General features: G+C 66.4%; 16 protein-coding genes and 2 tRNA genes. 10 read left to right on the top strand and 8 right to left on the bottom strand.

Annotated features, from left to right (window positions below):
• Positions 1-39: 39 nt before the first annotated feature.
• Positions 40-540 carry a hypothetical protein gene (locus ACT3TD_RS02940; protein WP_301442550.1) on the bottom strand — a complete coding sequence of 167 codons (501 nt, stop codon included), beginning with the start codon at positions 538-540 and terminating at the stop codon, positions 40-42.
• Between the two features lie 89 nt (positions 541-629).
• On the opposite strand from ACT3TD_RS02940, the gene ACT3TD_RS02935 reads away from it, so the two are divergent.
• The gene (locus tag ACT3TD_RS02935; RefSeq protein ID WP_444637964.1) at positions 630-1,934 is read left to right on the top strand and encodes a dicarboxylate/amino acid:cation symporter; all 1,305 of its coding nucleotides are present in this window, start codon (positions 630-632) and stop codon (positions 1,932-1,934) included.
• Positions 1,935-1,983: 49 nt separating this feature from the next.
• Here ACT3TD_RS02935 and ACT3TD_RS02930 read toward each other — a convergent pair whose 3' ends face one another.
• The gene (locus ACT3TD_RS02930) at positions 1,984-3,441 is read right to left on the bottom strand and encodes an MFS transporter (protein WP_301442548.1); all 1,458 of its coding nucleotides are present in this window, start codon (positions 3,439-3,441) and stop codon (positions 1,984-1,986) included.
• Positions 3,442-3,543: 102 nt separating this feature from the next.
• Between ACT3TD_RS02930 and ACT3TD_RS02925 the strand changes: the two genes are divergently transcribed.
• From ACT3TD_RS02925 to ACT3TD_RS02905, 5 genes are all read left to right on the top strand, one after another.
• Positions 3,544-4,050: a MarR family winged helix-turn-helix transcriptional regulator gene (locus tag ACT3TD_RS02925; protein WP_441579074.1), complete on the top strand. Its 507-nt coding sequence runs from the start codon at positions 3,544-3,546 to the stop codon at positions 4,048-4,050.
• Between the two features lie 23 nt (positions 4,051-4,073).
• A complete protein-coding gene (locus ACT3TD_RS02920; protein WP_301442546.1) occupies positions 4,074-4,415 on the top strand; it encodes a CHY zinc finger protein in 342 nt (113 codons plus the stop codon).
• A gap of 147 nt (positions 4,416-4,562) precedes the next feature.
• The gene (locus ACT3TD_RS02915; RefSeq protein ID WP_301442545.1) at positions 4,563-5,795 is read left to right on the top strand and encodes an NADH:flavin oxidoreductase/NADH oxidase family protein; all 1,233 of its coding nucleotides are present in this window, start codon (positions 4,563-4,565) and stop codon (positions 5,793-5,795) included.
• Between the two features lie 16 nt (positions 5,796-5,811).
• The gene (locus ACT3TD_RS02910) at positions 5,812-6,984 is read left to right on the top strand and encodes a saccharopine dehydrogenase family protein (protein ID WP_301442544.1); all 1,173 of its coding nucleotides are present in this window, start codon (positions 5,812-5,814) and stop codon (positions 6,982-6,984) included.
• 51 nt (positions 6,985-7,035) lie between these two features.
• Positions 7,036-7,431: a VOC family protein gene (locus ACT3TD_RS02905; protein WP_301442558.1), complete on the top strand. Its 396-nt coding sequence runs from the start codon at positions 7,036-7,038 to the stop codon at positions 7,429-7,431.
• Between the two features lie 120 nt (positions 7,432-7,551).
• On the opposite strand, the gene ACT3TD_RS02900 is transcribed toward ACT3TD_RS02905, so the two are convergent.
• Positions 7,552-7,624, bottom strand: a tRNA-His gene (locus ACT3TD_RS02900).
• A 177-nt stretch (positions 7,625-7,801) separates the two neighbouring features.
• On the opposite strand from ACT3TD_RS02900, the gene ACT3TD_RS02895 reads away from it, so the two are divergent.
• Positions 7,802-8,521: an O-methyltransferase gene (locus tag ACT3TD_RS02895; protein WP_301444131.1), complete on the top strand. Its 720-nt coding sequence runs from the start codon at positions 7,802-7,804 to the stop codon at positions 8,519-8,521.
• A gap of 14 nt (positions 8,522-8,535) precedes the next feature.
• Here the strand turns inward: ACT3TD_RS02895 and orn are convergent, their stop codons facing one another.
• Positions 8,536-9,180: an oligoribonuclease gene (orn, locus tag ACT3TD_RS02890; RefSeq protein ID WP_301444132.1), complete on the bottom strand. Its 645-nt coding sequence runs from the start codon at positions 9,178-9,180 to the stop codon at positions 8,536-8,538.
• Positions 9,181-9,201: 21 nt separating this feature from the next.
• Positions 9,202-10,032 carry a mycolate reductase gene (cmrA, locus tag ACT3TD_RS02885; protein WP_301444133.1) on the bottom strand — a complete coding sequence of 277 codons (831 nt, stop codon included), beginning with the start codon at positions 10,030-10,032 and terminating at the stop codon, positions 9,202-9,204.
• Positions 10,033-10,379: 347 nt separating this feature from the next.
• Here cmrA and ACT3TD_RS02880 point away from each other — a divergent pair, with 347 nt between their 5' ends.
• The 3 genes from ACT3TD_RS02880 to ACT3TD_RS02870 all read left to right on the top strand — a co-directional run bounded on the left by ACT3TD_RS02880 (position 10,380) and on the right by ACT3TD_RS02870 (position 14,651).
• A complete protein-coding gene (locus ACT3TD_RS02880) occupies positions 10,380-12,041 on the top strand; it encodes an SLC13 family permease (RefSeq protein WP_301442313.1) in 1,662 nt (553 codons plus the stop codon).
• Positions 12,042-12,149: 108 nt separating this feature from the next.
• Entirely contained in the window at positions 12,150-13,313 is a 1,164-nt protein-coding gene (locus ACT3TD_RS02875) for an acyltransferase family protein (RefSeq protein ID WP_441579072.1), read from the top strand.
• 75 nt (positions 13,314-13,388) lie between these two features.
• Positions 13,389-14,651 (top strand): alpha/beta hydrolase, encoded by a 1,263-nt coding sequence (locus ACT3TD_RS02870; RefSeq protein ID WP_441579071.1) that lies wholly within the window; start codon positions 13,389-13,391, stop codon positions 14,649-14,651.
• Between the two features lie 30 nt (positions 14,652-14,681).
• Here ACT3TD_RS02870 and ACT3TD_RS02865 read toward each other — a convergent pair whose 3' ends face one another.
• The 3 genes from ACT3TD_RS02865 to ACT3TD_RS02855 form a co-directional block, all read right to left on the bottom strand.
• Positions 14,682-14,981: a hypothetical protein gene (locus ACT3TD_RS02865; protein ID WP_301442316.1), complete on the bottom strand. Its 300-nt coding sequence runs from the start codon at positions 14,979-14,981 to the stop codon at positions 14,682-14,684.
• 160 nt (positions 14,982-15,141) lie between these two features.
• The gene (locus tag ACT3TD_RS02860) at positions 15,142-16,239 is read right to left on the bottom strand and encodes a hypothetical protein (protein ID WP_301442317.1); all 1,098 of its coding nucleotides are present in this window, start codon (positions 16,237-16,239) and stop codon (positions 15,142-15,144) included.
• Positions 16,240-16,535: 296 nt separating this feature from the next.
• A tRNA-Arg gene (locus ACT3TD_RS02855) sits at positions 16,536-16,609 on the bottom strand.
• Positions 16,610-16,635 lie beyond the last annotated feature (26 nt).

Raw genomic sequence — 16,635 nt, 5'->3', positions numbered from 1 at the left:
GTCAGCAATCAACGCCGGCGTTCGAACGCCGCCGGCGGCTCAGTTCTCCCGCACCACGACCACACCCAGCGTGACCACCGCAAGGAAGCACACGCCGAGCACGGTCGTCACCAGGTAGCCCACCACCCACAGACCGCTGACATCGTCGGTTCCGGAGGCCACCGCCATAGCCGTGGAGAACCCCGTCAGCCCGGCCAACGCCACGGAGAACGGCCCGGTCCACCGCCATCGCGTCCTCCACGATAACCAGACCAACGCACCGAAGGAGGACGCTGCCGCGCCGACGTACATCAGCACCTCCAGGTCCCCCGGGAGCCCCAGCGTGAACCACACCAGCCAGAGCACCACACCGGTGACGGCGCCGGCGAGCGCGGCGAGGACGTTACCCAGCGGGGCGTCCTGCCGTGGTGTGGTCCTGCGCCGTTCGACCAGGTGCACCGCCACCAGCAGCAGTGCGCAGAGCAGGAGCAGCGGGGCACCGGCCGTCAGCATGCCGCGGCCGACGTCGGCGAGTTCGGCGAGCGTGTCCGTGGTGTCCATCCCGCCACCCTAGCGGGTTAACCTCCGGCTTAACGTCGACGCCATCGGCGCGAAACACGTGACGAATAGGTTCGGACGGCATGTCATCGATGAGAAGACGCGCACTCCTGCGCAACCCCGCCCTGCACATCGGAGTCGCCGCGATCACCGGCATGGTCTTCGGCCTGATCGTCGGCGACTGGGCCGCGAACCTGCAGTTCCTCGGTGACATGTTCATCCGGCTGATCCAGATGTCCATCGTCCCGCTGGTCATGGCGTCCGTCATCGTGGCGACCGGGTCGATGAGCGGCAAAGGCACCGGACGCATGGCCGCGCGCACCTTCGGCTGGATGCTCGCCTTCTCCTTCGTCGCCGCCGTCCTGGCGTGGGTGCTCGGCACCCTGATCCGTCCGGGCGACGGCATGGTCTTCACCGGCGAACTCGACCCGTCGCTGGAGGAAGGGGCCGAGCAGGCCAGCAGCTGGCAGGATACCCTTCTCGGCTTCGTCTCCACCAACATCGTCGAGGCGATGGCCACCGCCGACATGCTGCCGATCATCGTGTTCTCCCTGATCTTCGGCATCGCGCTGATCCGCTACATGGCGCAGACCGGCAACCGCACCCTGATCGGCATCTTCGAGGGCATCCAGGCCGTGGTCCTGACGATGATCCAGTACGTGATGTACATCGCCCCCGTCGGCGTGTTCTGCCTGCTGGCGGCGCTGACCGGTGAGCAGGGGGTCGCCGTGATCACCTCGGCGGTGAAGTACCTGGTCGCCACGCTTATCGGCGTGCTGATCCTGATGGCGCTCTTCATGCTGGTGATCTGGGTGCGGACCAGGCTGAACGTGTGGCTGCTGCCCGGCAAGCTCGTGGAGCAGACAGTGGTCGCCGTGACGACCACGAGTTCTGCGGTCACCTTCCCGACGGTGCTGCGCAACACGGTGGAGAAGGTCGGGGTGAGCAAGCGGGTCGCGAACTTCACCCTGTCCATCGGGCTGACGATGGGCTCCTACGGCGCGGTGCTCAACTACATGATCGTGATCCTGTTCCTCGCCCAGGCCGGTGGGGTGGAGCTGAGCTTCGGGCAGATCGTGCTCGGTGTCGCCCTGTCGATCATGCTGAACATGGGCACGATCACCGTGCCGGGCGGCTTCCCGGTGGTCGCGATGTTCCTGGCCGCCTCGCTGGACCTGCCGGTGGAGGCGGTGGGCCTGCTCATCGCGGTGGACTGGTTCACCGGCATCCTGCGCACCTTCCTCAACGTCAACGGCGACACCTTCGTGGCGATGCTCGTCGCCGCCTCCGACGACGAGATCGACCGCGACATCTACTACGGACGCACGCAGGACGCTGCGTCCGGCGTGTCATCTGAGCCGTCCCCCAGGGCAAGATCAGGCGATTCTCCTGCATGAGCGGCGACTCAGATGACATCTGAAGGTGTGAGTGCTCGGCAGGAACTCGTTAGCCACTCACGTCTTCCGGCTGTGAGTGGATACGCGTGAGCACGATCGCCGTGACCAGTGCTAGACAGGCGACACCACCCAACACCCAGAAGCCAGCGTGAGTGCCTGCTGCGGAGGCAAGCGGTGCCGCTCCACCCGAGGAAAGGTGGGAAGCGACCGTCGAAGCGAAAACCGGGGCGACGATCGCCAGACCGACACCCGAACCAGCTTCATTGAACGTGTTCAGTAGCCCGGAACCGACACCGGACTTCTCCGCCGGAATCGGTGCGGATCCGAAGGTGTACAGCGGCACGAACATCGTGGGCAAACCGAGGCCGAACACGGCCAGGGCACAGATCACGATGATGGAGTTTCCTGTGCCGTCGGCGGTGGTCACGATGATGATGGTCAGGGCCAACAACTGCGCGACAACACCACCGAGATAGAGCCTGGCCATACCGATCCTCCCGGCGATCCCGGGGACTGCGAATGCCGAGATGAGCGAACCGCCGCACAGCGGCAGTAGGGCGACTCCGGTACTCAGCGGGGACAAACCGTGCGCCTGCTGTAGGTAGTTGCTCGCCAGATACAGCGCCCCCAGCATCAACGTCGCGGCAAGGACGAGTCCGAAGCCCGCCCAGGCGTAGGTGGGGGTTCTCAGCAGCGAGACCGGAAGCAGCGGGTCGAGGGCCTTGTCCTCGAATCGGAATAGTCCGATCAGTACAACGACGCCGAGTACCAGTAACGCCCAGGGCAGCGGGTTTGTCCAGCCTTCCTCGAAGCGGCTCATCCCGTAGCAGAGCAGGCCGACACCGAGCGTCGCGACGATGGCGGTGGGGAGCTTGAGGCTCTGGCGCAGCTGGCTGGGCATTGCATCGAGCTTGGCAACCGCGGCGATGATGACGACGGCCACGATCGGAAGGTTGATCAGAAACGCCCATTGCCAGGACCAGGCGTGAACGATCACGCCGCCCATGATCACCCCGATGGTCGCGCCGATCACACCCAGGGCGCTCCATGCTGCTAGCGCGATGTTGAGCTGTGCCTGCACCGCGCCGTAGGTGGCTACGATGATCGACAACGCTGACGCGGACAGCAGGGCCGCGCCGACTCCCTGGACGATTCTGCCGGCGACCAACATTTCTCCGGTGCCGGCGAATCCGCATGCGGCGGAGGAAGAGCCGAAGACCAATAGGCCGGCAATGAATGATCGTCGACGTCCGATGGTGTCGGCAAGACGTCCACCGAACAGTAGTAGGGCGCCGTAGGTCAGTACGTAGCCGCTGATGGTCCACTGCAGCGTGATGGCAGAGGCGTTGAGGTCGTCGCCGATGGAGGGGAGCGCCACGTTGACCACGGTCGAGTCGAGCATGACGAGCATCTGGGCGATGCCGGCGATAGCCAGAGCCGTCCAGCTCACGGTCGGGTTGATAGGCGGTGAGTGTGGTGATTGTGTGTGATCTTCGGCTTTGGTCACGAGGTCTCCGGTTCTTCGAGTATTTATATTACCGAGCATGTATATGCCAGATGCTAGACTACATGCGCGGGTATGCATTTCAACCGGTAGAGGAGAAAAGCCATGTCAGAAGCCCTAGCCTCCCGGCGTGGAGTGACCGCCGGCGAGACGGAAAACCATGGGGGATTGGCTGACACGGCCGACGTTGCTGCGACACTCGCAGCATGGCGAGCAGTGTCACATCCGTTCGAGGTCGCCCAGCACGACATTGAGTCGACTCTCGGCGACCGGCATTCTCTGTGTCTGACCGCCTATGAGGTGATGCAGTGCCTATCTGCGCGGCAAGGGGGAACTCCGCTGTCGGTGGTGTGCGAGACGGTGGAGCGTTCCCAGCCGAGAATCTCCCGACTGGTCACCCAGATGGAGGAACGAGGCTTGGTGAAACGTTCGAAATCACCAGATGACAAGCGTGCGTTCCAGATCAGCCTCACCGCCGAGGGGCGGCTTACGTTCGGCGAGGCCTCCGACACTCTTGCGGAGTGCCTGAGACAGATTTCCGAGCGCCGGAACGTTGCAGGGGAGGCATTCAGTGAGCGGCTGGACAAGAGGGGCCGTCGTCGCGATAGCTGAGATCGTGGCTAGGCTCGGCGGCCATGACCGACACAACTGACACAGCCGGGCCGGCGGCACTCGTCGGCGGCGTGGGGTGTGCTCACTGGAGCACGCCGCTGGACGTCGTCGCGATCCGGTTCCACTGCTGCGGGCGGACCTACCCGTGCCTGCACTGTCACGACGAAAACGAGGACCACCCCCTCGTGCCGTGGCCGGCGGCACGGTTCGACGTCGGGGATGCCGTCCTCTGCCGGGCGTGCGGGCACTGGATGACGGTCAACGGGTACCTGGGCTGCGGATCGTCCTGCCCCGCGTGCGCCGCGGCGTTCAACCCCGGCTGCTCCTTGCACGCACACCTGTACTTCGACACCGCGGCACTGTGATATGACACCCGGCAGGGGGTGTGCGCTGGGGTATGAGAAAACGGCGGCTATCGGCGGGTACAGTCTGCGGGTGACGGACCGCTGAGCGGTCCCTGACCGACACGCCCCGGATCATCACCGGGAAACCTGAACTTTTGGAGAGTCATCGTGACCCCTACAACGGTCGCCGCGCCCCTGGACCTGCCGTGCGGCACCACGCTGAAGAACCGCCTCGTCAAGGCATCGACGAGTGAGGGACTGGCCGCCGCATCGTGGGGCCCGTCGAACCAGCACCTCGACCTGTACCGCCGCTGGGCGGACGGGGGAGCCGGCCTGGTGATCACCGGTGCCGTGATGGTTGATGCCGAGCACCGCGCGGATCCGGACAGCGTGGTCGTCACTGACGACCGGCACCTGGACAAGCTGCGTGCCTGGGCCACGGCGGGTACCGCGAATGACACGGAACTGTGGATGCAGATCGACCATCCCGGACGGCAGTCGCCGCGCAGCATCAACAAGTTCCCCGTCGCCCCCAGCGCCGTGCCCATGTCTGGGCGCATCGCCCGCTATTTCGGTGAACCGCGTGAACTCACGGTCTCCGACATCGAGATGCTGGTGTGGCGCTTCGGCTACACCGCCCTGATCGCCCGGGAGACCGGCTTCACCGGCGTGCAGATCCAGGCCGGCCACGGCAATCTGATCAGTGAGTTCCTGTCCCCGGCGTCCAACCTGCGCACCGACGAGTACGGCGGTGACCTTGACGGGCGCATGCGCGTGCTGCTCGACGTCTACCGCGCGGTCCGCGAGCAGGTGGGGGAGAGCTTCCCTGTGTCGGTGAAGATCAACTCCACCGACGGAATCCCCGGCGGCTTCTCCGAGGACGAGTCCCTCGAGGTCGCCAAGAAGCTCTCCGAGATCGGCGTGGACGTCATCGAGATCTCCGGTGGCACCTACGTCGAACCGCTCATGCAGGGCGATGAGTTCGATGCCAGCGGCGCAACCGGGGAGATCTTCTTCGGCGACCACGCCCGTCGTGTCCATGAGGCCATCGACACCCCGGTGATGGTCACGGGCGGATTCCGGTGCGCCGCCGACATCGAGAAGGGTCTCGAGGAGGGCATGGGCGACCTCATCGGCATGGCCCGCCCCATGGTGTTGATCCCGGAACTTGCCAACGAGATCATTGTTCACGGTAGCCGCGAGCGGGTGCGTCTGCCCCGCCTCACGACCCACCTGAATTCGCTCGATGACGTGACCGAGTCGCTGGTCGGCACCGCCTGGTACCAGATGCAGATGGACCGCATCACCGACGGACGTTCCATCGGTGGCGACGGGCTGGCTGCGCTGTGGACCGTGGCGAAGCGCCACGGGGTACGCTCGGTCCTCCCACGCCGGAAGTAAATCAAGGAGGACCACGATGCCGGACGCACCGACGCGACGTGCCTACGACGTGGTCCTGCTGGGTGCCACCGGCTTCGCCGGTGGGCTCACCGCCGACTACCTCGCCGCGAACCTGCCCGAGGGCGGGCGCCTGGGCCTCGCCGGACGCAACCGGGACCGGCTCGAGGCGGTGCGCGGGCGGCTCGCCGGCAGCGGCCGGGAGATCGGCCTGCTACACGCCGACGCCACCGACCCGTCCTCCCTGGCCGACGTCGCGCGGTCGACGAAGGTCGTGGTCAGCACCGTGGGCCCGTACCTCGAGTACGGGGCCGCGCTGGTCGGCGCCTGCGCCGAGGCGGGGACGGACTACGTCGACCTGACCGGCGAACCGGAGTTCGTCGACCGGATGTTCCTGGAGAACGACGCCACCGCGCGTGCCACCGGCGCGCGTCTCGTGCATTCCTGCGGCTTCGACTCCGTACCCCACGACCTGGGGGTGCTCTACACCGTCCGGCAACTGCCGCAGGGGGTCCCGACCGAGGTCCGCGGGGTGGTGCGGACCAATGCGGAGTTCTCCGCCGGCACCCTGCATTCGGCGTTGACCCAGATGTCCCGGCTGCGTCCCATGGCGCAGACGGCGTCCGAACGTCGGCGCGTGGAGTCGCAGCCGGTGGGGCGCCGGTCCCGGCTGCGGACGGGGTGGCCGCGTCGTGACCGGGTCACGGACACCTGGCTGATCCCGTTGCCCACGATCGACGGCCAGGTCGTCGTGCGTTCCGCACTGGCCCGCGAGGAGTACGGGCCGGAGTTCACCTACACCCACAACGCGGGGGCGAAGCGGTTCAGGACCGTTCCCGTGTCGATCCTGGGCTTCGTCCTGGGCGTGGCGGCGATCCAGGTGCCGCGCCTGCGCCGCGCCGTCGCCGGACGCTTCATCGCAGGTGAGGGCCCGTCGCAGGAGCGCCGCGACGGTTCCTGGTTCACCGTCGACGTGGTGGGCACCGCCGGTGGACGCACCGTGCACACCCGGGTGAGTGGTGGGGACCCGGGCTACACCGAAACGGCCACGATGCTGGCGGAGTCCGCCCTGTCGTTGGCCTTCGACGACAACCCGGACGTCGCCGGGCAGCAGACCACCGCCGCGGCGATGGGGGACAACCTCATCGACCGGCTCACGGCGGCCGGGATCAGCTTCGAGACGCTTTCCTAGATACCCGGGCCGCTGTCGGCAGGTAGTCTCGGGCCGATGAGCACACCCAGCATCCGGATCACCCTGACCAGCGTTATCGTCGACGACACCCGCAAGGCCGAGGCCTTCTACACCGACATGCTGGGCTTCGTGAAGAAGCACGACATCCCGCTCGGGGAGGGGCCGGACGACCGCTGGCTCACCGTGGTCTCCCCGAAGGACCCGGAGGGCACCGAGCTGCTCCTGGAGCCTTCCGGCCACCCGGCGGCGGCGCCGTTCAAGGAGGCGCTGTACACCGACGGCATCCCGTACACCCAGTTCAGCGTGGACGACGTGACCGCCGAGTACGACCGACTCGTCGCACTCGGGGTCCGCTTCACTCAGCCGCCCCTGGAGATGGGGGACGTGACCACCGCCGTGCTGGACGACACCTGCGGCAACCTCATCCAGCTGGTGCACCAGGGCTAGGCACCAGGGCTAGGCACCAGCGCTAGGCACCAGCGCTAGGTGCGGGCGGACATGCGGAAGACCCCGCACCGTCCGAGCTCGTGAAACGAGGCGGGGGACGGTGCGGGGTCTTCTCTTCGGGGTGGCTGACGGGACTCGAACCCGCGACACCCAGGATCACAACCTGGTGCTCTACCAGCTGAACTACAGCCACCATGCATGCACAACGGCAACCAGGCCCGGCGTCGTTGCTGCAGCGGGATTCATACTAAACCACCTGTGGCCAGCGCGCCAAACTGAGTGCACACCCCGGCCCCGACATGCCCCGAGGTGGTCTGAGTTTTTCTCGGGGGGTTCCGGGGGCGGTGTACGAAAGCTAGGCTGTCCTGTCATGGGAAAGGTAGAGAGGTCGGCCCCGTCCCCGCTGGATGAACGTGCACGCGGCGTCGTCGAGCGACTCCACCGAAGGAGCACCAGACAGATCCTTCCCAGTCTCCTGCCGGTCCTGCGCGAGACGGTGAAGGCCCGCCTACGTCACGGCACGTGGGACTCCACGCAGACGGACTCCGGCAAGGAGATGCTGGCGGACAAGATGGTCGCGCTGGCGCCGGAGAAGGCCGCCCTGTGCCACCTGTTGTGCCGCAGCTCCGGCGCGGCCACGGTCGTCGAGATCGGAACGTCCTACGGTGTGTCCACGATCTACCTCGCCGCGGCCGTGCGTGAGACCGGCGGAGTGGTCATCGGTACCGAACATGAGCCGGGGAAGGTGGAGGACGCCGAGCGGAACCTGCGGGACGCGGGGCTCGGGAAACACGCCGAGATCCTCGCCGGGGATCTGCGCGAGACCCTCCCGGAACGACTGGCTCTCCTCGCGGCGCAGGGTGGGGCGGTGGACTTCGTGCTGATGGACATCTGGATTCCCATGGCACTGCCCGCGTTGGAGATCGTGGAACCGTACCTGCGACCCGGCGCACTCGTGGTGTGCGACAACGTGGTCACGGGCGCCAGGGAGTACGCGGACTATCTGGAGCGTGTCCGCCGGTCCGGCGGCGGCTTCGTGTCGGTGACCGTTCCCGGACAGGGCGGCACCGAGGTGTCCATGAAGGTGTGACCCTGTCGCAGGGCTCAGACCGGGCGGGCCTCGGTGGCTTCGTCGGCGGAGATCTTCGCCTCCGCGTTGGTGGGGCCGGGGGAGGGGACGAACAGGGCCCGGCGGTAGTAGTCGAGCTCCCGGATGGACTCGCGGATGTCCGCCAGTGCGCGGTGCTGCATGCCCTTGGCCGGCTGGTTGCTGTAGGCCCGCGGGTACCAGCGGCGGGCGAGCTCCTTGATCGAGGAGACGTCGATCATGCGGTAGTGCAGGAAGCCGTCCAGGTCGGGCATGTAGCGGGAGATGAACTTGCGGTCGCTGGCGATCGAGTTGCCGGCCAGCGGTGCGGCACCGGCGATCGGCACGTACTTCTTCAGGTACTCCACGACCTGGGCCTCGGCGTCGGCGACGCTGACGGGGCTCTGCCGGATCTGCTCGGTCAGTCCGGAGTCGCCGTGCATCTTGGTGACGAAGTCGTCCATGCCGGCGAGTTCCTCGTCGGTGGCGTGGATGACGATGTCGATCCCCTCGTCCAGTGCGTTCAGCTCGGCGTCGGTGACGACCACGGCGATCTCGACGAGCACGTGGCGGTCGGGGTCGAGCCCGGTCATCTCGCAGTCGGCCCAGACGATCCGGTCGTTCTTGGCGATCTGGTTCGGTGTCATTGCGGTGTTGTCCATTCCTTCTGGCCTCGAGTTCTTCTAGTCCTGCGCCATGCGTGAGTACGCCGCTCCGAACAGCGGTGCGGTGAGGCGACGGGGCACGTAGGTGGAGATCACGTTCGCGACCTTCGACAGCCCGCCGGGCACCACGCGCAGCTTGTTGGCGGCCAGGGCGTCCAGCGTCTCGGTCGCGCAGTCCGGGTAGGTCGTCCACACGAAGTCGGGGGTCGCCCGGTCGACGATCGTACGCTCGGCGTCCTCCTTGACCTCCTCGCGCACCGGCCCCGGTGCGAGCAGGGTGCAGCGCACGCCGGTCTTCCTCAGTTCGTAGTGCAGCGCCTCGGTGAAGGTGTTGACCATGGCCTTGGTGCCCACGTAGGTGGCGTTGTTGGGGATCGCGGCGTTGCCCGCGACGGACCCGACGTTGATGATGCCGGCGTCCCCGCTGGCCACCATGCCCGGGATGACGGCGGCGGTGAGGTCGAACACCGCGGTGGCGTTGAGCTCGAACTGCACCTTCTCGTAGGACGGATCGAGCGTGCGGAACTGGCCGAAGGTGGCCACACCGGCGGAGTTGACGATGATGCTGACGTCGCGTCCCGTGAGCTCCTCGATCAGGACGCCGCGGGCGTCGGCGTCGGCGAGATCGCAGGGGCGGATCTCGACGGTGACGTCCGGACGGGAGGTGGCGAGGTCGTCGCGGATCCGCTCCATCGGCCCGCTGGTGCGGGCGACGAGCAGGAGGTTGTGGCCGCGACGTCCCAGCTCAGAGGCGATGGCCTGCCCTATTCCGGACGAGGCGCCGGTGACGACGGCGACCCTGTCGGGGCCGGGTGCGGGCAGTGCGTGGTGACGGGGACGACGGAACACGGTGATTGGACTCCTGAACGGGCTGGCGCGGCGCGGGTGTGATACCCGTCCACGTTACATGGGAGCACGGTGGCCTCCCGGGAGTTGAGGACCCGCGGCGGGACGTCCCGTGTGCTGGTGGGCGTGGTCGCGGGAGGCTGGCCGGCCTGCGGTGTGGGAAACGGGGGTGGCGACTGTGTGTTCCCCGACTCAGTTGACTACGGTAGGCGGGTCAAGCGCGCGGGCGGGGGTGACTTTTTACAACATCGTCACCCCCGCATTCAGCCCCGCCCCGCGTATCATTAGCCCCGGGATACTACCAGGTTTACCCTGGAGCTGACGTTCACTGCCCCGAGAGAGGACACACCATGTCTGCCAAAGCCGGCGAGGACGCTAAACCGTCTGAGCCTGAGAAGCCGTCGGGCCCGGTCGCTACCGAGTCCACCCAGTCCGCAGAGCCCACCCAGCCTGCCGAAGGTCCCGAGAGTGCTGAGGCCGCCGACACCGAACGGAAGTCGAACCGCAAGCGGTTCATCGGGCTGGGCGTCGGCATCGTCCTGGCCGTCCTCATCTACCTCCTCTTCCCCTCGAACGGTGCCGACCTCGTCAACGACGCGTACCCGGACGACGAGAACGGACCGTTCGAGCTCAGCACCATGGCCGTCACCGCCGCGGTGATGGTGCTCATGGGCGCCTGGTGGATGACCGGGGCCCTGCCCCTGGCCGCGACCGCGATGGTGCCGCTGGTCGTCTTCCCGATCCTGCAGGTCGCCCCCATGGGCGACGTGTCCGCCCCGTACGCGGACCCGACGATCTTCCTCTTCATGGGTGGTTTCATCCTTGCCCTGGGTATCCAGCGCTGGGGTCTGCACCGTCGGATGGCGCTGCTGGTCGTCTACGCGGTGGGTACGAAGCCCAAGCAACTCGTGCTCGGCTTCATGCTGGCTACCGGGTTCATGTCCATGTGGGTGTCGAACACGGCGACTGCCGTGGTCATGCTGCCGATCGGTATCTCGGTCCTGTCACTCACCGCCGACCGTGTCGGTGGCTGGGAGAACCAGAAGAAGTTCGCCACGGCCCTGATGCTGGCCATCGCCTACGCGGCCTCCATCGGTTCGCTGGGTACGATCATCGGCACCCCGCCGAACGTCTTCATGGCGTCCTACATGTCCTCCACGCACGGTATCGAGATCGGCTTCGCCCGGTGGATGATGGTCGGTTTCCCGCTGGCGCTCGTCTTCACGTTCCTGGCGTGGTTTGTCCTCGTCACGGTCTTCAAGCCCGAGATGAAGGAGATCCCCGGCGGCAAGGAGCTGATCCGCAAGGAGATCGACGACATGGGCAGGATCTCCCGGCCCGAGGTCATCGCCGGCATCATCTTCCTGTGCACCGCCGTGGCGTGGATCAGCATCCCGCTGCTCGCCGAGTACGTGGAGTGGTGGTCGATCACCATCGCCGACGCCGCGATCGCCATGGCCGCCGCCGTGCTGATGTTCATCGTCCCGGTCAACAACCGTGGCACCCGCGTCATCGACTGGGAGCACGCCAAGGCCCTGCCGTGGGATGTCCTGATCCTCTTCGGTGGCGGACTGTCCCTGTCTTCGATGGTGACCGCCTCCGGCCTGTCGCTGTGGATCGGTGAGATGGTCAAGGGGCTGGAGGCCCTGCCGATCGTGCTCCTGGTCGTCGCTATCACCGCCGTGGTCCTGGCGCTGACCGAGTTCACCTCGAACACTGCCACCGCCGCCACGTTCATCCCGATCATGGGTGGCGTCGCGGTCGGCATCGGGCTGACCGGCGACGGCATGATCAACGTGCTGGTCCTCGTCATCCCGACGGCGCTCGCCGCGACCTGTGCCTTCATGCTGCCGGTGGCCACGCCGCCGAACGCGATCGCCTACGGGGCCGGCTACGTGAAGGCCGGGGACATGCTCAAGGGCGGTATCTGGTTGAACATCGTCGCGGTCTTCCTCATCACGATCACCGTGTTCGCCCTGGCCGTCCCGGTCTTCGGGCTGACCTTCGGCTGACCCCTCGGCTGACCGGAGCGCCCCACCCGGGGCGTTTCCCTGTGGGGGGAGCTGCATAGTAGCGTCAGGCAGTGAGTGCCAGGCTATGCAGAGAGTGAGCGGATCGTAATGCCCCCCGAAGCAGTTTCCCCGACCTCGGGGGCCACGCGCTCGCCAGACGTCGACGCCGGCCCGACCGGGGAGGACGGGACAACCGGCCGGGTGGGTGGTGCCGGACGGATCGGCAGGGTCGGGTGGGTGGACGCAGCCAAGGGGCTGTGCATCCTGCTGGTCGTGAGCGGCCACGCGATCATCACGCTCAACAACAACGGCTACGCCACCGGCGCCTGGGAACACATCAACATGTTGATCGGCCCCGTGCGCATGCCGTTGTTCTTCCTGTTGTCCGGACTGTTCGCGGCGAAGGCGTTGTCGGAGAGCTGGCGGAAGTTCGCGGACCGTCGGGTGTGGATCATGGTCTGGCTCTTCGTCCTCTGGGTGCCGATCCGTGAAATCTGGCTGTCGCTGATCCCCGACACCAACGTCGGCCACAGCGGGGACATCCCCGCGCCGCGGGGAGCGGACCCGCAGAACTGGCTGCCGATGCTGGAGAACATCGGACGCTCCGTGCTGGGGCCACCGTCCTACCTGTGGTTCCTGTACGCGCTGGCGCTGTTCGCGGTGCTGTCGAAGCTCACACGCCGGGTTCCGCCGGTGGTTCAGATCGTGGTGGCCGGTGCGGTGAGCATGCTCAGCCCCATGGCGGGATTCGGCTGGCCGTGGAACGACATCCTCCACACCTACGTCTTCTACCTCCTGGGAATGTACGCGGCGCCGTGGATCCACCGCATGGCCCGGATGCGCTCGTTGTGGATCATCGGGGGCTCCACGGCCCTCTACACCGTGGTGGCCCTGTGGGTCGACGCCACCAACGACCACTTCCTCATCGGGCTCAACGGTCCGTTGAAGGTCTTCCTGGCCTCGGTGGGGATCATCGCGGTGATCAGTGCGTTCTCCTACATGGAGTCGTGGCGGATCATGGTGCCGTTCAGCAAGGTCGGTTCGCGGACGCTGCCGGTGTTCCTGATGCACATCATGGTGCTCGCCACGGTCATCTTCGTATTCAACCTGCTGCTTCCGGCGGACCCGGGGCTTCCGTTGCAGCCGCTGATCCTCGGTGTGATCGCGGTGGTGCTGAGCCTGGGCCTGCACAAGGTGCTCACCGCGAGCGGGTTCGCCTGGCTCTTCAGCCGGCCGCAGTGGCTGCGGCGCCGATACCTTTCGGTGGAATAAGACCTGTTAGTATCCTCATGGAATCAACCCTGACTTTTCCTGAGGATCTCTATGCCCCGCAATCCGCGAACGCGCGTGGCTGCCGCAGCAGTGGCCGCCGTCCTGCCCCTGTCCGTCCTCGGCGCGTCCCCCGCGGTCGCCGACGAGTCGTCCGTCGCTTCGGGCCAGACGTCCGCCGTCCCGACCTCGGCGTTCAGTGGCACCGCGGACATCGTCACCCGTTTTGATTCGCGCTCGGAAGCAGAGGGCGACGGCTACGTCGGGGAGTCGAAGGCAGGCTGGCGCGACTACGTCTACGACGCCGACGGTGGGGCGAGGTTCGAGCGCCTGGAGGAGCTCAAGGTCACCTCCGAGGCGATGGACGGCCGTGAGATCCCGGTGGTCACCATCAGGGCGAAGAGCGAGAATGCGCCCACGATCTACCTGCTCAACGGTGCCGACGGTGGCGAGGGCGGGGCGAACTGGCTGAAGCAGACCACCGCCGTGGACTTCTACGGCAAGCGCACCAGCGACGTGAACGTGGTGATCCCGATGGCCGGGCGCATGTCGTACTACACCGACTGGCAGCAGCCGAACGACACGCTGGACACCGACGGCAACGGCAACGGCGGCACGCAGATGTGGGAGACGTTTCTGACCCAGGAGCTCCCCGGGCCGATCGAGTCGCACCTGAAGGCCAACGGCAAGCGGGCAATCATCGGCATGTCCATGACCGGGTCCACCTCGCTGGTCTACGCGCAGAAGTACCCCGGCTTCTACGACGCTGTCGGCGCATACTCCGGCTGTGCGGCGACGTCCGGACGGTTCTCCGCGGCCACCCAGCTGATCCTGGACCGTGGGAACGCCTCGTTCGAGCAGATGTGGGGTGACCCCAACGGCTCCGTCGCCCGCGAGAACGACGCCCTGGTCAATGCCGACAAGCTGTCCGACCAGCACAACATCTACGTCTCCTCGGGCACGGGACTGCTCGGTGAGCACGACGTGACGTCCGGCGACGTCCTCAACGGCAACGGGATCGGCATGATCGTGCCGATGACCGAAGGTTTTGCCATCGAGGCGGGCAGCAACGTGTGCACCCAGCTGCTGAAGTCGACGACCGACCAGGCCGGCATCACCGAGGACTCCAACAACCTCGTCTACAACCTGCACCCCACGGGCACGCACCAGTGGGCCTACTGGCAGGACGACATGTTCGAGTCCTGGCCCGTCATCGCCAAGGGGCTCGGCTTCAACGAGGACGACGCCCGCGGGCAGACCGAGAAGGCCAAGGCCGACTACCTGGAGGCCAACCCGGGCAGGGGTGCGGAAGGCTCCACGCCGACCTCGTCCCTGCAGTAGAGCCTCGGCAGCGGGGATGGCGACGCCGCGTCACGCGGTCAGAGTCACCCTGTCCAGCGCCCGTTTCCTGCACAGTTCGCATTCGCGCCGCTGGATGACCGTGAATGGAGCTGTCGCCTCCTCCTGGATGGTCTCCCACTGTCCCCAGACGTGGCGGCACTCGTCGAGTTGCTTCGCTGCCGCCTGCTGGACGGTCCGGCGTTTTCTCCCGAACCCCTCGATCGTTCCGTTCGACTTCTCCTCCATCGAGAGGACGAGCCACATCGTCAGCCAGGTGACGAGAGCGGAGATGGCTGCCGAGAGGATCATGCAGGTCAGGAACATCGCCATGGCCTTCCTGGCAGTGCGGTGGGGTTCATCATGGTGGTGGTGCGCATGGCGGTCCTCTCATCTGGTTGCTCCGGTAAAACAATCATAGGGGAGGGGACGGACATGAACGTGGTGCATGCCGGCGGCGCTGCCCTGCGCATCGAACGGAGCGTCCGGCTATTTAACCGAGCAGGTACATCAGGCCGCCTTGGGCGGTCTTGTTGAACTGGATTCTGGCGTTGTTTCCGCCACTGCAATTGGCGTAGAAGGGGTCGGTTCCGGAGTTGCAGCTCAGCGTGTACGTCTGCCCGGTTGCAGGACTGCTCGCGGTGACCGTCGTTTGTCCCCACGGTGGCGTCACTGTGGCGTCGGGGGCGACGCCCGGCTCCCAACTGCCTGGGTGCAGGGCCTGCTGTGCGACGTTCATCGCGAAACCGCAGCTCGTCGCACTGCCGGCGGTCACCGTCACACCGTCGACCGTGCCGCATTCGGTGCCTGTCTGATCGGGGGAGGCGGTGTCCGTCTGGGGCAGGTTTCCGCCGGATGTTGCGGACCCGCTGCTGTCGCCGCTGTCGCTCGTGGCGCCGGGGAGGTCCGGATTCGGACCGTCGCCCTGGTCGTCTGCGCCGTCTGCGTCGTCAGCTTCACCGATGTGGTCCAGCGCCGACCTGTCGTCGGTGGACGTCCACTGGATCTCGGCCTGCTCGGCATCGAGGTCGGAGGGGATCTGGTCGATCCTGTACTCCCATGTCTGCCCCTCGACCATCTGGTCACCCTCCAGCGACCAGCGCGACGTGACGTACTGGCCGTTGCCGCTGCGGCCGAGTGTCTTGAACACTCCGTTGTGCTCGGCACTGGTGTGGAATCCCGCCCGGCTACCGCCGCCGGTTGCGGCACCGTCGGCGAAAAGTTGGTCTGTCTCGATCAGTGACCCATCTGCTACGGCGAAGACCTTGGAGATCTTGAAGGGATCTCCGATCGCCGCGACCAGCATCTCTGGGGTGTCATCGCCGTCGATGTCGACGAGTGAGTACTCGAACTCGCCGGTCGAGTCGTAGAGCGGAGCGGCGTTGTCCTCGTCGGTGAAACGGTCGTTGTCGAGGTTGAGGCCGTCCAGGGCCTCGTTGTAGAGGTCACGGAGCTCGGCGTTTGGGTCGTCGGCATCGGTCGTGGTGTCGGTCGGCGACGTGGCGTCCGAGGTGCTGCCGGCATCGTCCCCGCAGGCGGCGAGGGTGGTCAGTGCGAGCGCTGCGACCACGGCGGTGGTGGTGCGGGTCATCGTGGTGAACAAGGTGAGTCTTTCGTGGGGGAAACGTCTTGTGGGCGATCATAAACGTTACCGCACTAAAACTCAGGTTCGGCGGGGAAAGATACCCAGGATCCTCGCCGACCCGTTGCGGTGGTGGCCGGGGTCGTCTCGCCTCGAACGGGAAGAAGCTCCGGGGTGGACCGACAGTGTGCGGCGAGCATCACCGTCCGGGCGTCCTGCGTTGCAACCCACACCGCGCTCCGGTGCTCGGGTAGCAATACGAAAGCCGCCTCCCGCACGTCCGTGCAGGTAGGCGACCTGTGTAGTGCCCCCGGCAGGATTCGAACCCGCGACCGACCGGGTAGAAACCGGTTGCTCTCATCCACTGAGCTACGGAGGCTTGCGCTAGTCATCGTAGTGCACGCC

Origin of the sequence: Corynebacterium sp. AOP36-E1-14, assembly GCF_052377495.1 — a bacterium.
GTDB lineage: Bacteria > Actinomycetota > Actinomycetes > Mycobacteriales > Mycobacteriaceae > Corynebacterium.
The sequence above is the reverse complement of the archived record's forward strand: the minus strand, read 5'-3'. Positions and strand labels throughout refer to the sequence as shown.

Bases quoted from the DNA above. Each gene is read 5' to 3' on its own strand.
- ACT3TD_RS02880 (WP_301442313.1), top strand. From the start codon at position 10,380: ATGTCTGCCAAAGCCGGCGAGGACGCTAAACCGTCTGAGCCTGAGAAG.
- ACT3TD_RS02860 (WP_301442317.1), bottom strand. From the start codon at position 16,239: ATGACCCGCACCACCACCGCCGTGGTCGCAGCGCTCGCACTGACCACC.
- ACT3TD_RS02935 (WP_444637964.1), top strand. From the start codon at position 630: ATGAGAAGACGCGCACTCCTGCGCAACCCCGCCCTGCACATCGGAGTC.
- ACT3TD_RS02910 (WP_301442544.1), top strand. From the start codon at position 5,812: ATGCCGGACGCACCGACGCGACGTGCCTACGACGTGGTCCTGCTGGGT.
- orn (WP_301444132.1), bottom strand. From the start codon at position 9,180: ATGGACAACACCGCAATGACACCGAACCAGATCGCCAAGAACGACCGG.
- ACT3TD_RS02940 (WP_301442550.1), bottom strand. From the start codon at position 540: ATGGACACCACGGACACGCTCGCCGAACTCGCCGACGTCGGCCGCGGC.
- ACT3TD_RS02865 (WP_301442316.1), bottom strand. From the start codon at position 14,981: ATGGCGATGTTCCTGACCTGCATGATCCTCTCGGCAGCCATCTCCGCT.
- ACT3TD_RS02920 (WP_301442546.1), top strand. From the start codon at position 4,074: ATGACCGACACAACTGACACAGCCGGGCCGGCGGCACTCGTCGGCGGC.
- ACT3TD_RS02895 (WP_301444131.1), top strand. From the start codon at position 7,802: ATGGGAAAGGTAGAGAGGTCGGCCCCGTCCCCGCTGGATGAACGTGCA.
- ACT3TD_RS02875 (WP_441579072.1), top strand. From the start codon at position 12,150: ATGCCCCCCGAAGCAGTTTCCCCGACCTCGGGGGCCACGCGCTCGCCA.
- ACT3TD_RS02925 (WP_441579074.1), top strand. From the start codon at position 3,544: ATGTCAGAAGCCCTAGCCTCCCGGCGTGGAGTGACCGCCGGCGAGACG.